General features: G+C 73.7%; 1 protein-coding gene and 1 pseudogene. Both read right to left on the minus strand.

The window, feature by feature from the left end:
* Positions 1–13341: SDR family NAD(P)-dependent oxidoreductase (locus ACZ63H_RS37165; RefSeq protein WP_469872827.1), on the minus strand; the 13341-nt coding region annotated here is incomplete at its 3' end.
* Between the two features lie 2 nt (positions 13342–13343).
* Positions 13344–15755, minus strand: a pseudogene (locus tag ACZ63H_RS37170) (type I polyketide synthase); the annotation flags it as partial.
* Positions 15756–16010 lie beyond the last annotated feature (255 nt).

Genomic DNA, 16010 nt, shown 5'->3' on the forward strand with positions numbered 1-16010 from the left:
ATCCAACACCCGAGCAAACACCGGAAACACCCGATACAAACCCCGACCCATCCCCACCCACTGACCACCCTGACCGGAAAACACAAACGCCGACCTGCCCGAGTCCCGGGCCTGGCCGGTCACCAGCCCGGGATGTGCCTCGCCGCGCGCCAGGGCCGCCAGCGCGTCCGGTCCGGTCACCATGGCCCGGTGGGCGAACCGGGTCCGCGCGGCGAGCGCGGCGCCGATCCCGTCCGTGTCGGGGGCCTTGACCGCGTACGCCTGCAGTCTGCGGGCCTGGGCCCTGAGCGCCTGCTCGGACTTGGCCGACAGAAGCCACGGCAGCGGTACCGCGGCCGCGGGGGCGGGTGCGGAGGACGTCTCCTCGGCCGGGACCGGGTCCGGGGCCGGCGCCTCCAGGATCACATGCGCGTTCGTACCGCTGATACCGAACGCCGACACACCCGCACGGCGCGGACGCCCCGTCTCCGGCCACGGCCGCGCCTCCGTCAGCAAAGAGACATGTCCCGCCGACCAGTCGACATGCGAGGTCGGCTCATCCACATGCAACGTCGGCGGCAACTCGCCGTGCCGCATCGCCATCACCATCTTGATCACACCCGCCACACCCGCCGCCGCCTGGGTGTGCCCGATGTTCGACTTCACCGACCCCAGCCACAACGGCTCCACCCGCCCCTGACCGTAGGTCGCAAGGAGTGCCTGGGCCTCGATGGGATCGCCCAGGGTGGTGCCGGTGCCGTGCGCCTCCACCACGTCCACCTCGGACGGCTCCAGCCCGGCACTCGCCAACGCCTGACGGATGACGCGTTCCTGGGAAGGGCCATTGGGTGCCGTCAGCCCGTTGGACGCACCGTCCTGGTTCACCGCCGAGCCCCGCACCACCGCCAGCACCCGGTGACCGTTGCGCCGGGCATCCGACAACCGCTCCAAGAGCACGACACCCGCGCCCTCACCCCACGCCGTACCGTCGGCCGCCTCGGCGAACGCCTTCACCCGCCCATCGGCCGCAAGCCCCCGCTGACGGGAGAAGTCGATGAAGGCGGCCGGTGTCGCCATCACCGTCACACCGCCGGCCAACGCCAGCGAGCACTCCCCCGAGCGCAGGGCCTGCGCCGCCAGGTGGATCGCCACCAGCGACGACGAGCACGCCGTGTCCACCGACACCGCCGGACCCTCCAGCCCCAGCAGATACGACACCCGCCCCGAAGTCACGCTCGTCGCCGTGCCGGTGGCCACATAGCCGTCGGCGTCGCGTGAGATCTGGTCCACTCCGCCCGCGTAGCCGGATGCCCAGATGCCGGTGAAGACACCCGTCTGACTGCCCCGCAACGACGTCGGATCGATCCCCGCGTCCTCGAACGTCTCCCACACCGTCTCCAGCAGCACCCGCTGCTGCGGATCCATCGCCAACGCCTCACGCGGCGAAATCCCGAAGAACGCCGCATCGAAGCCACCCGCGTCCTCCAGGAAACCGCCCGACCGCGTGTACGACGTCCCCGGGCCACCGGCCGGATCGTAGACACGGCCCACATCCCACCCACGGTCCGACGGGAACTCCCCCACCGCGTCCACCCCGCCCGACACCACACCCCACAACTCCTCCGCCGACCCCACCCCACCCGGATACCGGGCCCCCAACCCCACCACCACCACCGGATCACCCGACACCGCCACCGGAACCGGCACGGACTCGACCGTCCGGCGCTCCTTGCCGAGGACCAGCTCACGCAGGTACTCGGCCAGCCGGTCCGGAGTCGGATGGTCGAAGACCATCGTCGCCGGCAGCCGGGTCCCGACCGCCGCGGACAGCCGGTTGCGCAACTCCACGCCGGTCAGCGAATCGAAGCCCAGGTCCTTGAAGGCCAGGTCGGCACCGATCTCGTCGCTGCGGCCCAGCACGGCCGAGGCGTGGGTGCGGACCAGGTCGAGCAGGATCTCGCGCTGCCGGGCCTCGGGGAGCGATCCCAGCTCGCCCACCAGTCCCGTGGTCGGCACCGGTTTGGGGGCGCGTGCCAGTGCGCGCAGCACCGGCCGGTCGCCCAGTGCGGACACCTTGAGCCGGGCCGCGACCACCGCCGGTTCCGCGGTGTCCAGGCCCCCGTCGAACAGCCCGAGTGCGTGGTCGGTCGCCATCGGCAGCAGCCCCGCGCGGGCGAGGCGTTCGCCGTCGGCCTCGGACATCCGCCCGGTCAGTCCGGTTGCCTCGGCCCACTGGCCCCAGGCCAGCGACACCCCGGGCAGGCCCTGGGCACGCCGGTAGGCGGCCAGGCCGTCGAGGTAGGCGTTCGCCGCCGCGTAGTTCGCCTGCCCGGCCGCGCCCAGCGTCCCGGCCGCCGAGGAGAAGAGGACGAACGCCGTCAGGTCCCGTCCGCGGGTGAGTTCGTGCAGGTTCCAGGCCGCCCGTGCCTTGGGCTCCCAGACCGCGGCGAGGCGTTCGGGGGTCAGGTTCTCGACCACGGCGTCGTCGAGCACGCCGGCGGCGTGGACGACGGCGGTCAGCGGATGCTCGGCCGGGACCGAGTCCAGTACGGCCGCCAGCGCGTCCCGGTCGGCCACATCACAGGCGGCCACCATCACCTCCGCGCCCAGCCCGGCCAGCTCCTCGCGCAACGCCGCCCCGCCACCGCTCCGGCTGACCAGCAGCACATGCCGCACACCCCGCTCGGCCACCAGATGCCGGGCCACACGGCCCCCCAGCACCCCGGTACCACCGGTGATCAGCACCGTACCGGCCGCATCCAGATCCACCGGAACAGTCAGGACGATCTTCCCGGTGTGCGCCGCCCGGCTCATGAACCGGAAGGCGTCCCGCGCGCGGCGGACGTCCCAGGTGGTGAGCGGCGGCAGGCGCAGCTCGCCTGTGCCGAGCAGCCGGACGGCCTCGGCCAGGATCTCCCCCAGCCGCTCCGGTCCCGCGTCGGCCAGGTCGAACGCCAGCACGCCGGGCCGGATGTCGGCCTTGCCCATCTCCACGAACCGCCCGCCGGGCGCGAGCAGCCGCAGGGAGGCGTCCAGGAACTCACCGGACAGCGAGTTCAGCACCACGTCGAAGGGTCCGAACCGATCGGCGAACTCCAGCGTCCGGGAGGAGGCGATGTGGTCCTCGTCCAGCCCCAGGGCGCGCAGGGCGTCCCACTTGCCGGGGCCGGCGGTCGCGTGGACGTCCGCGCCCCAGAGGCGCGCGAGCTGGACCGCCGCCATGCCGACGCCGCCGGCCCCGGCGTGGATCAGCACCCGGTCACCGGCCTTCAGCCCGCCGAGGTCGCGCAGGCCGTACCAGGCGGTCATGAACGCGATCGGCACGGCGGCGGCCTGGGTGAACGTCCACTCGTCGGGGATGCGCACAAGCGCCCTGTGGTCGGCGACGGCCACCCGGCCGAACGCGCCGGGCAGCAGCCCGGCGACGCGGTCGCCCGGCCGCAGCCCGGCGACCTCGGCGCCGACCTCGGTGACGACGCCCGCGCCCTCGCTGCCGAGCAGCGCCGGGTCCGGGTAGACGCCGAGGGCGATCAGCACGTCCCGGAAGTTCAGGCCGGCCGCCCGCACGGCGACGCGCACTTCCCGGGGCCCGGGCGGTGACTGCTCGTACGGCAGGAAGGCGAGGTCGTCCAGGCTGCCCGAGCCCGCCTGCGTCAGCCGTCCGTCGAACGCCTCCGGTGCGCGGCGCACGAGCCGGGGGACGTAGACGGCTCCCTGGCGCACCGCCACCTGGTCCTCGTCGCCGAGCGACAGAGCGTCGGGCAGTTCGTCGGCGTCCACGAGCACGAACCGGCCGGGGTGCTCGGACTGCGCGGACCGGACCAGGCCCCATACGGCCGAGGCTTCCGGATCGCTCACCCCGTCACCGGGAACGACGGCGACCGCGCCCCGCGTGCGCACCACGAGCCGTTCGCCGGGCCCGGCCAGGAACTCCTGGACGGCCGCCAGTGCCTCGGCGACCGAGCCGGGCGAGACGACGGTGTCGCCGAGCGCGCCTTCGCGGAGGGCGCCTTCGCCGGAGGGCAGCGGAATCCAGTCGAGGGCGTACAGCGGGGCGCGTTCGGCCATCGGACGGGTGGTCAGCGCCTCGATGGTCGCCACGGGCCCGCCGGAACGGTCGGCCAGCTGGACGGCGTACGTGCCGGGGCGCACCGTCGTCAGCCGCACGCGTGCGGAGGTCACGCCGGTGCGGTGGACCGCGATCCCGCCCAGCGAGAACGGCAGCCGCACGCCGCCTTCCGTGCCGGCCAGCAGCGCCAGCGGTTGCAGGGCGGCGTCCAGCAGGGCCGGATGGACGGAGAAGCGGGCCGCGTCCGCCACGGTGACCTCGGCGAACACCTCACCGCCGCGGCGCCACACCGCCTGCACGGCCTGGAAGGCCGGCCCGTACTCGTAGCCCGCGGCGGCGAGCGTGTCGTAGAGCCCGGTGACCGGTTCCGCGCCGGCCGGCGGCCATTGCGTCAGCTCCTGCCCGATCACGGGTTTGCCGCTCACCGTGGCGGTGGCGTGCCGCACCCAGCCGTCCGTGCGGGACCGGACGTCGACCGTGCGGCGGCCGGTCTCGTCCGGCTCGCCCACGACGACCTGCACGTCCACCGCGCCGTCCGCGGGCAGCACCAGCGGTGCCTCCAGGACCAGTTCCTCCACTGCCGCCCCGGCCGCGTGCACCACCAGTTCCACGAACGCCGTCGCGGGCAGCAGCACCGTCCCCAGCACGGAGTGGTCCGCGAGCCAGGGGTGGGTGGCCAGGGAGAGCCGACCCGTCAGGACCCGCTGCTCGCCCACCTCGACAGCGGCGCCGAGCAGCGGGTGGTCCACCGAGTCGAGCCCGGCCGCGGACACGTTCGTCGCTCCTCCGGCGAGCCAGAAACGCGTCCGCTGGAAGGGGTAGGTGGGCAGCGCCACGGGCTGCCCTTGGGGGAACGGCCACCGCACCGGCACGCCGGCGACGAACAGCCGCGCCACGGCGGTCAGGAACTCGGCCGGGGTGTCGTGGTCGCGCCGCAGTGTTCCGGTCACCACGCCCGTCTCGTGCTCCTCCAGCGCGGGCGTGAGCACCGGGTGCGGGCTGATCTCGACGAAGACGGGGTCGTCGCCCGAGGAGAGCAGCAGCCGGGTGGTCTGGTCGAACAGCACGGGTTCGCGGAGGTTGCGGTACCAGTAGCCGGCGTCGAGGGCGGAGGTGTCGATCGGCTCGCCGGTCACCGTTGACCAGAAGGGGATCGTCGCGGGGCGCGGTGTGATGCCGGCGAGGTCGGTGAGCAGTTGCTCGCGGATCGCCTCGACCTGGACCGAGTGGGCGGCGTAGTTGACGGGCAGGCGGCGGGCGCGGATGCCGTCGGCCTCACAAGCCGCCACCAGTTCGTCCAACGCGTCCAGATCACCCGACACGACGACCGAACCGGGAGCGTTGACCACCGCCACCGTCAGCCGGCCGCCCCAGCGGGCCACGAGACCGACGGCCCGCTCGTGCCCGAGACCGACCGACACCATCCCGCCCCGATCCGCCAGGGCGACCAGGGCCTTGCTGCGCAGGGCGACCACCCTCGCGGCGTCCTCCAACGACAACGCCCCCGCCACATACGCCGCCGCGATCTCCCCCTGCGAATGCCCCACCACGGCATCCGGCTCCACACCATGAGCACGCCACAACCCCGCCAACGCCACCATCACCGCGAACAAGGCAGGCTGCACCACATCCACCCGCTCCAGCCCACCACCACTGGTCAGCACCTCCACCAACGACCAGTCCGTGTACGGCGCCAACGCCGCACCACACGCGTCGATCACCTCCCGGAACACCGGCTCCGAGCCGTACAACTCCGCACCCATCCCCACCCACTGCGCACCCTGCCCCGGAAACACGAACACCGACCGGCCCAACGGGCGGACGATCCCGGTCACCAGACCCGGCGCCGACCGGCCCTCCGCCAGCGCCTCCAGCGCCTCCACACCGCTCAGCACCGCGCGGTGCCCGAACACGGTGCGGGCCGCCAGCGCGCTCCCGAGCGCCGCCGGACTCACCTCGGGACGCACGGCGGTGAAGGCGACCAGCCGGCGCGCCTGCTCCCGCAACGCCGCGTCCGACCTGGCCGTCAACACCCACGGCACCGCCCCGCCCGCAGGGCCCGCCGAAACCCCGGCCGGTTCCTCGGCTGCCGCCTCGATCACCACATGCGCGTTCGTACCGCTGATGCCGAACGCCGAGATGCCCGCGCGACGCGGGTGGCCGTGGTCGGGCCAGGGCCGGGACTCGGTGAGCAGCCGGATGTTCCCGGACTCCCAGTCGACGTGCGAGGTCGGCGCATCCACATGCAGTGTCGGCGGCAGTTGCCCGTGCCGCATCGCCATCACCATCTTGATCACACCGGCAACGCCGGCCGCCGCCTGGGTGTGCCCGATGTTCGACTTCACCGACCCCAGCCACAACGGCTCCGCCCGGTCCTGACCGTAGGTCGCGAGGAGTGCCTGGGCCTCGATGGGATCGCCGAGCGTGGTACCGGTGCCGTGGGCCTCCACCGCGTCCACGTCCGCCGTCGACAGTTCCGCGTTCGCCAGCGCCTGACGGATCACCCGCTCCTGCGACGGACCGTTCGGCGCCCCGAGGCCGTTGGAGGTGCCGTCCTGGTTCACCGCCGAGCCCCGCACCACCGCCAGCACCCGGTGGCCGTTGCGCCGGGCATCCGACAGCCGCTCCAGCAGCACCAGACCCGCGCCCTCGCCCCACGCCGTACCGTCGGCCGCCTCGGCGAACGCCTTCACCCTTCCGTCGGGAGCCAGGCCGCGCTGGCGGGAGAACTCCGTGAACCCCAGCGGGGTCGCCATCACGGTCACCCCGCCGGCCAGGGCCAGCGAGCACTCCCCCGAGCGCAGCGCCTGCGCGGCGAGGTGGATCGCCACCAGCGAGGACGAGCAGGCGGTGTCCAGCGAGACCGCCGCGCCCTCCAGCCCCAGCAGGTAGGCGATCCGGCCGGAGGTCACACTGGTCGCGGCGCCCGTACCGAGATAGCCCTCGGCGTCGGCGGGTGCCTGGTCGCCGTAGCCGGAGGACCAGATGCCGGTGAACACGCCCGTCTGACTGCCCCGCAACGACGTCGGATCGATCCCCGCGTCCTCCAACGTCTCCCACGCCGTCTCCAGCAACACCCGCTGCTGCGGATCCATCGCCAACGCCTCACGCGGCGAAATCCCGAAGAAATCGGCATCGAACCCCGCCGCATCCGCCAAAAACCCACCCCACCGCGTATACGACGTCCCCGCATGATCCGCATCCGGATGGAACAACCCCTCCACATCCCACCCACGATCCGACGGAAACTCCCCGATCGCATCCACCCCACCCGACACCACACCCCACAACTCCTCCGGCGACCCCACCCCACCCGGCAACCGGCACCCCATACCCACGATCACCACCGGATCGACCCCACCACCCACCCCACCCACCGACACCGACACCGACACCACCGGCACCACACCCCCGCCGAGGATCTCGCTCAGCAGGTGTTCGGCGAGTTGCCCCGGGGTGGGGTGGTCGAAGGCGACGGTGGCGGGCAGCCGCAGGCCGGTGGCGGTGTTGAGCCGGTTGCGCAGTTCGACGGAGGTCAGGGAATCGAAACCGAGGTCCCTGAACGGCTGCCGGTCGCGTACGGCCCCCGGTTCGCGGTGACCGAGCACGGCGGCGGTGTGGGCGGTGACCAGGTCGAGTGCGGCTCGCAGCCGTTCGGCCTCCGGCAGCGACCGCAGGCGGTCGGCGATCGCGCCGTGCCGCGCCGGGCGCCGGGCCGCCTTGCGGGAGACGAGGTCCTTGAGGGCCGCCGGGACCTCCGGGGCGCCCGCCATCACGGACAGGTCGAGGCGTACCGGCGCCAGCGCGGCCCGGTCCGTGGCCAGGGCCGCGTCGAACAGCGACAGGGCGTGGTCGGTGGCCAGCGGCACGACCCCGGCTCGCGTCAGCCGGTCCTGGTCGGCACCGGTCAGGTGCCCGGTCATGCCGCTCGGCTCGGCCCAGTAGCCCCAGGCCAGCGAGGTCGCCGGCAGTCCGAGGGCGCGCCGGTGCACGGCGAGGGCGTCGAGGAAGGTGTTGGCCGCGGCGTAGTTGGCCTGTCCGGGGCTGCCGAGTGTCCCGGCCGCCGAGGAGAAGAGGACGAACGCCGTCAGGTCCCGTCCGCGGGTGAGTTCGTGCAGGTTCCAGGCCGCCCGCGCCTTGGAGTCGGCAACCCGCCGGAGGTGTTCGGGAGTCAGGTTCTCGACCACGCCGTCGTCGAGCACGCCGGCGGCGTGGACGACCGCGGTCAGCGGATGCTCGGCCGGGACCGAGTCCAGTACGGCCGCCAGCGCGTCCCGGTCGGCCACATCACAGGCGGCCACCATCACCTCCGCGCCCAGCCCGGCCAGCTCCTCGCGCAACGCCGCCCCGCCACCGCTCCGGCTGACCAGCAGCACATGCCGCACACCCCGCTCGGCCACCAGATGCCGGGCCACACGGCCCCCCAGCACCCCGGTACCACCGGTGATCAGCACCGTACCGGCCGCATCGAGCTCCGCAGGAACAGTCAGGACGATCTTCCCGATGTGCGCCGCCCGGCCCATGAACCGGAACACGTCGACCGCGTCCCGGACCCCGCGCACGTCGATCGGCAGCGGTGTGAACTCGTCGTCGCCGAAGGCCCGTACGACGGCGTCCAGGATCTCGCCGAGCCGTTTCGGCCCGGCGTCGGCGATGTCGAACGCCCGGTAGACGATGCCGGGATGGTCGGCGGCGTCGCGGATGTCGGTCTTGCCCATCTCCACGAACCGGCCACCGGGTACGAGCAGCCGCAGGGAGGCGTCGACGAACTCGCCGGACAGCGAGTTCAGGACCACGTCCATGGGCGGGAACTTCCGCTCGAACTCCAGGGTGCGCGACGAGGCGATGTGGTCCTCGTCCAGTCCCAGGGCGCGCAGGATGTGCCACTTGGCCGGGCCGGCGGTGGCGAAGACCTCCGCGCCGAGCCACCGGGCCAGCTGGATCGCCGCCATGCCGACGCCGCCGGTGCCGGCGTGGATCAGCACCCGGTCACCGGCCTTCAGCCCGCCCAGGTCGCGCAGGCCGTACCACGCGGTCAGGAACACCACGGGTACGGACGCGGCCCTGGCGAACGACCAGTCGTCGGGCATCCGGACCAGCAGCCGCTGGTCGGCTACGGTGACCGGGCCGAAGGCGCCGGGAACCAGTCCCATGACGCGGTCGCCGGGCCGGAACCGGGTGTCCGGGCCGGTTTCGAGGACGACGCCCGCGCCTTCGCCGCCCATCAGGGCCGCGCCGGGGTAGACGCCGAGGGCGATCAGCACGTCCCGGAAGTTGAGTCCGGCCGCCCGCGTGGCGATGCGGACCTGCCCGCGCCCCAGCGGCTCCATGAGCTCCGGACGGGGCACCAGCGCCAGGTCGTCGATGCTGCCGGTGCCCGTGTCCTCCAGCCGCCACGGTCCGTCCGGCGGGGTGAGGCTCGCGCCGACGCGGACCAGGCGGGGGACGCGCAGCGCCCCTTGGCGCACCGCCAGTTCCGGCTCGTCCGTGCCGGCGATCAGCGCGGGGTCCCAGGTCGGGTCGGCGTCGACCAGGACGAACCGGCCGGGGTGCTCGGCCCGCGCGCCGCGGACCAGGCCCCAGACCATCGAGTGGTGGAGGCCGACCACGTCACCGGGCGCGGCGGCGACGGCGTCGCGGGTGACGACCACCAGCCGCGTCCGCCGGCCGGCCAAGTGGTCCTGGATCGCAGCGAGTACGCTCCGCGCGCTCTCGTACGCCGCCTCGACGGTGTCCGCCTCGGGCTCCGGACCGGGCACCTCGTAGACGACCAGGTCGGCGGGGTCGCCGCCGGTCGACGCCGGTGCGAGGGGGACCCAGTCGAGTGTGTACAGGCTGTCCGGGACGGCGGTGGCGTCCCGGACGGTCAGCGACGTGACGACCGCGACCGGGGTGCCGTCGGGATCGGCCACGGCCACGGTGTACGTGTCCGGCCCGGTGGCGGACAGGCGTACGCGCAGCGTCCGGTGGCCCGCGGGCCGTATCGCCACTCCGGTGAACGCCAACGGCAGGCCGGTGCGGTCGGTGAGGAACGCCATGGGGTGCAGTGCGGCGTCGAGCAGCGCGGGGTGGAGGGGAAACGGTTCCTCGGCGGGAAGCTCCACCTCGGCGTAGACGGTGTCGCCGACCCGCCGGGCCGCCGTGACACCCTGGAACGCCGGCCCGTACTCGTAGCCGAGCACGGCCAGCGAGTCGTAGAGCCCGTCGACGTCGAGGGGCTCACCGGCCGACGGCCACTCCCAGGCGCTCAGCACCGGCTCCTCGCCCAGGGTTCCGGTGGCGTGCCGCACCCACTCGTCGCCGGCACGCGAGTACACCGTGAGCGGGCGGCGGCCGTCGTCCTCGGGACCCACGACGACCTGGAGGTGCACCGGGGTGTCGTCGAGGACGAGCGGCGTTTCGAGCACCAGCTCCTCGACCGCGTGGCCGAGCCGGCCGGCCGCGTAGGCCGCCATTTCCGCGAACGCGGTGCCGGGCAGGAGGACGGAGCCCCGCACGGCGTGGTCGGCCAGCCACGGGTGGGTGGCGAGCGAGATCCGTCCGCTGAGCACCGCGCCGTCGGGCAGTTCCACGAACGTGCCGAGCAGGGGGTGGTCGCCCGACGCCGTCGGGACGGGCCGCAGCCAGTACGGCTGGCGCTGGAAGGCGTACGTCGGCAGGCTGACGGGCTCGGTGCCGTCCGGGAACCGCCAGTCGACCGGGACACCATGGACGTGCAGGCGGCCGAGCGGGGTGAGGAAGTCGTCCTGGTCGCGCCGGAGCGTGCCGGTGACGAGGGGGTCGCAGCCGTGGTGGTGGCCGGTCTCCTCGACGGCGGAGACCAGGACCGGGTGCGGGCTGACCTCGACGAAGACGGTGTGGCCGTGGTCGAGCAGCGCACGGGTGGCCGGGGCGAACAGCACGGGTTCGCGGAGGTTGCGGTACCAGTAGCCGGCGTCCAGGGCGGAGGTGTCGACGGGTTCCGCGGTGACGGTGGAGTAGAACGGGATCGTCGCCGGGCGCGGTGTGATGCCGGCGAGGTCGGTGAGCAACCGCGCGCGGATCGCCTCGACCTGGACCGAGTGCGCGGCGTAGTTGACGGGCAGGCGGCGGGCGCGGATGCCGTCGGCCCCACAGGCGGCCAGCAGTTCGTCCAGCGCGTCCAGATCACCCGATACCACTACGCTGTCCGCCGAGTTGACCACCGCCACGGTCAGCCGGCCGTCCCAGCGGGCCGCGAACTCGGCGGCCTGTTCATGCCCGAGCCCCATGGAGACCATGCCGCCCTGGCCGGCCAGCACCGCCAGCGCCCTGCTGCGTAACGCCACCACCTTGGCGGCGTCCTCCAACGACAACGCCCCCGCCACATACGCCGCCGCTATCTCCCCCTGCGAATGCCCCACCACGGCATCCGGCTCCACACCATGAGCACGCCACAACCCCGCCAACCCCACCATCACCGCGAACAAGGCAGGCTGCACCACATCCACCCGCTCCAGCCCACCACCACCGGTCAGCACCTCCACCAACGACCAGTCCGTGTACGGCGCCAACGCCGCACCACACGCGTCGATCGCCTCCCGGAACACCGGCTCCGAGCCGTACAACCCCGCACCCATCCCCACCCACTGCGCACCCTGCCCCGGAAACACGAACACCGACCGGCCCAACGGGCGGACGGTCCCGGTCACCAGACCCGGCGCCGACCGGCCCTCCGCCAGCGCCTCCAGAGCCTCCACACCGCTCAGCACCGCGCGGTGATCGAAACGCGACCGCCCCGCCAGCGCCCGGCCCACCGCGGCCGCGCCGGCCTCCGGATGCCCGGCCAGGTAGGCCCCCAGCCGACGGGCCTGCTCCCGCAACGCCACGTCCGACTTCCCCGACAACACCCACGGCACCACGCCGCCCGCGAGCCCGGCGGCGGGCCCCGTCGAAGCCCCGGCCGGCTCTTCGGCAGCCGCCTCGATCACCACATGCGCGTTCGTGCCGCTGATGCCGAACGCCGACACGCCGGCCCGGCGGGGACGCCCCGTCTCCGGCCACGGCCGGCCCTCGGTGAGCAGTGAGACACGGCCCGCCGACCAGTCGACGTGGGAGGTCGGCGCGTCCACGTGGAGGGTCCGCGGGAGTTCGCCGTGCCGCATCGCCATGACCATCTTGATCACACCCGCCACGCCGGCGGCGGCTTGCGTGTGCCCGATGTTGGACTTCACCGATCCCAGCCACAGCGGCTCGTCCCGCCCCTGGCCGTAGGTCGCGAGGAGTGCCTGGGCCTCGATGGGATCGCCGAGGGTGGTACCGGTGCCGTGGGCCTCCACCGCGTCCACGTCCGCCGTCGAAAGCCCGGCGTTCGCCAGCGCCTGCCGGACGACGCGTTCCTGGGACGGGCCGTTCGGCGCCGCAAGCCCGTTGGACGCACCGTCCTGGTTCACCGCCGAGCCCCGGACGACCGCCAGCACCCGGTGGCCGTTGCGACGGGCGTCCGACAGGCGTTCCAGCAGCAGCAAGCCGGCGCCCTCACCCCAGGCCGTGCCGTCGGCCGCTTCGGCGAACGCCTTGATACGACCGTCGGCCGCGAGTCCCCGCTGGCGCGAGAACTCCACGAACCCGGCCGGCGTCGCCATCACCGTCACACCGCCCGCCAGGGCCAGCGAGCACTCCCCCGCCCGCAGGGCCTGCGCCGCCAGGTGGATCGCCACCAGCGACGACGAGCACGCCGTGTCCACCGACACCGCCGGACCCTCCAGCCCCAGCAGGTACGACACCCGCCCGGACGTGGCGCTGGTGGCCGTTCCGGTGGCGAGGAAACCTTCGAGGTCCGGCGGCGGCTGGTTGCCGTAGCCGGAGGACCACAGGCCGGTGAACACGGCTGTGCGGCTGCCGCCGAGTGTGGTCGGGTCGATGCCGGCGTGCTCGAAGGTCTCCCAGGCGGTTTCCAGCAGCACCCGCTGCTGCGGGTCCATCGCCAGTGCCTCGCGCGGCGAGATGCCGAAGAACCCGGCGTCGAACCCTGCGCCGTCGGCGAGGAAGCCGCCCGATCGGCTGTAGGTCGTGCCCGGCCGGTCCGGGTCGGGGTCGTAGACGACGTCCCAGCCACGGTCCGGCGGGAATTCGGTGATCGCGTCGGCACCGTCCGAGACGAGTCGCCACAGGCCCTCCGGGGACTCCACTCCGCCCGGGTAGCGGCAGCCCATGCCGATGATCGCGATCGGTTCGCGCGCGGCCTCCTCCATGTCGGCGAGGCGCTTGCCGAGCACTCCCAGGTCGGCCGTGGCGCGCTTGAGGTAGGTGCGGAGCTTCTCTTCGTCGGACATCGCTACTCCTCAGCGTTTCGGGACTCGCCCGAGCGGATGACCTCGGTCCTGCGGTGCGCATCGTCCAGAAGGCTGAACAGTTCGTCGTCGCTGGCGTCGTCGACACCGGCCGCGGAGCCGGTGCGTTTGGCGGTCCAGGCCGCGAGAAGCGCTTCGAGGCGGGCCGCGACGGTCTCGTAGTCGGCCTCGGCGGCTGCCGCGTCCAGGGTGTTCTTGAGCCGGTCGAGTTCGGCGAGCAGGGGGTCGGGTGCGGTGCCGTGCAGCCGCGTGTGCACGAAGGCGGCGAGGCGGGCCGGCGTCGGATGGTCGAAGACGAGCGTGGCGGGCAGGCGCAGCCCGGTGTGCGCGTCGAGCTGGTTGCGCAGTTCGACGGCGGTGAGCGAGTCGAACCCGATGTCGGTGAACGCCTGGTCGGGGTCGACCGCCTCCGGTGACGCGTGCCCCAGGACGAGGGCGACCTGGCCCACGACGAGTCGCAGCACGTCGGCCGGCGTCCACACGCGGTCGGCGGGCTGCCTGCGCCGGGGCCGCACCAGCTCCCGCAGCAGGGCGGGCGGGTCGCCGGCGCGGCGCAGCGCCGGCAGGTCGAACCCGACGGGGGCGAGGGTGGGGGTGCCCGCGGTCAGCGCCGCGTCGAACAGGGCCAGCGCGTCCGTCGTCGGCAGCGGCCGTACGCCGGCCCTGGCCAGGCGGTGCCGGTCGGTGGCCGTGAGACCTCCGGTCATGCCGCTGGCCTCCGCCCAGTAACCCCAGGCGAGCGACACGGCCGGCTGTCCCTGGGCGTGCCGGTGGGCGGCGAGGCCGTCGAGGTACGCGTTCGCCGCCGCGTAGTTCGCCTGGCCCGCGCCGCCCAGCACACCGGCCGCCGACGAGAACAGTACGAACGCCTCCAGGTCCGAGGTCAGTTCGTGCAAGTGCCGCGCCGCGAGGGCCTTCGGCTCCCACACGCGCGCGAACTGCTCCGGGGTGAGGGATTCCACGACGCTGTCGGCCAGCGCGCCCGCCGCGTGGATCACCGAGGTGACCGGGTGTGCGGCGAGCAGCCGGGCCACCGCCTCGCGGTCGGACACGTCGCACGCCACGATGCCGGCGGTCGCGCCCAGCGCGGCCAGGTCGGCGGTCAGCGCCGCCGCGCCGGGGGCGTCCGGGCCGCGCCGGCTGACCAGCAGCAGGTGCCGCACTCCGTGCCGTACGACGAGGTGGCGGGCGATCGTGCCGCCCAGGGTGCCGGTGCCGCCGGTGACGAGCACCGTGCCCTCGGGGCCGAGCGGCGAGGACAGCGGTTCGGTCCGCGCCCGTTCGAGGCGGGGGACGTGAACGGCGCCGTCGCGGATCGCGAGCTGGGGTTCGTCGCCGGCCAGCCGGATCTCGTCGCCGCCGTCGCCGTCGACGAGCACGAACCGGCCGGGGTGCTCGGTGGCGGCCGAGCGGACCAGGCCCCAGACGGCGGCGGCCTCTGGGTCGACGTCCTCGCCCGGCCGAACCGGCACGGCGTTGCGCGTGGCGACCACCATGCGCGGGGTGTCCGTGGGGAGGAAGTCCTGGATCACCCGCAGGGTCTCGACGGGCGAGGTGGCGTGGTGGACCGGGATGTCCACTTCGGTGGTCGCCGCTTCCAGGACCGGCCACGCCACCCGGTACGGCACGTCCTGCGCGGGGGCCCCGGCCGGCCGGCGCAGGGTCAGCGAGGCGATCTCGGCGACCGGCGCGCCCGACTGGTCGGCGAGGCCGATCGCGCAGGTGTCCTGGCCGGTCACGGTCAGCCGGACCCTGGCCTGCCCGGTGCCGCGCCACCAGGAGATCCCGGCGAAGGAGAACGGCATCTTCGCCCGGTCGTCGGCGAGGGTCACGGTCTGGATCGCGGCGTCGAGCAGGGTCGGGTGGAGGGCGAACCGGGTGTCGGCGGAGGGTACGGCCACCTCCGCGTAGAGGGTGTCGCCGTCGCGCCAGGCCGCTCGCAGGCCCTGGAAGGCCGTGCCGTAGGCGAATCCGGTGTCGGCCAGGTCGTCGTAGAAGGCGTCGAGGTCGACGGCTTCGGCGTGCGGCGGCCACTGCCGTGCCCAGGGCTCCGGTGGTGCGACGGGTGCGGCGCCGAGGGTCCCGGTGGCGTGGCGTACCCACTCGCCGTCCGCGCGCGAGTGGATCGAGACGCCGCGCCGGCCCGCCCGGTCGGGGCCGACGGTCACGGACACCTGCACGCCGTCCGCGACCACCAACGGTGTCTCCAGCGTCAGGTCCTCGACCGCCGGGCTGCCGACGTGTTCGCCGGCCCGGAGCGCCAGGTCCACGAACGCCGCGGCGGGCAGCAGGGGCGAGCCCGAGACGACGTGTTCGGTGAGCCACGGCTGCGCGGCGGTGGCGAGTCGTCCCGTCAGCACCACGCCGTTGCCGTCCGGGAGTTCCATGGCGTCCCGCAGCAGCGGGTGGTCGATCCGGCCGTCACCGGTCGGTGCCGGTGTGGTGGGCTGGAGCCAGTAGCGCTCGTGCTGGAAGGGATACGAGGGCACCCGCACGCCTGTCCTGGTGCCCGTGGCTGTGGGTGGCATCCACCCCGTGGCCCCCTCCGCCCACAACCGGCCCAACCCCGCGAACAACCGCTCCGGAGAATCACCACCACGCCGCATCAACCCGTTCCCCACCAACAACGGATGCGGACCCACCTCCACAAA

The organism is Streptomyces sp. NPDC104831, from assembly GCF_055583025.1.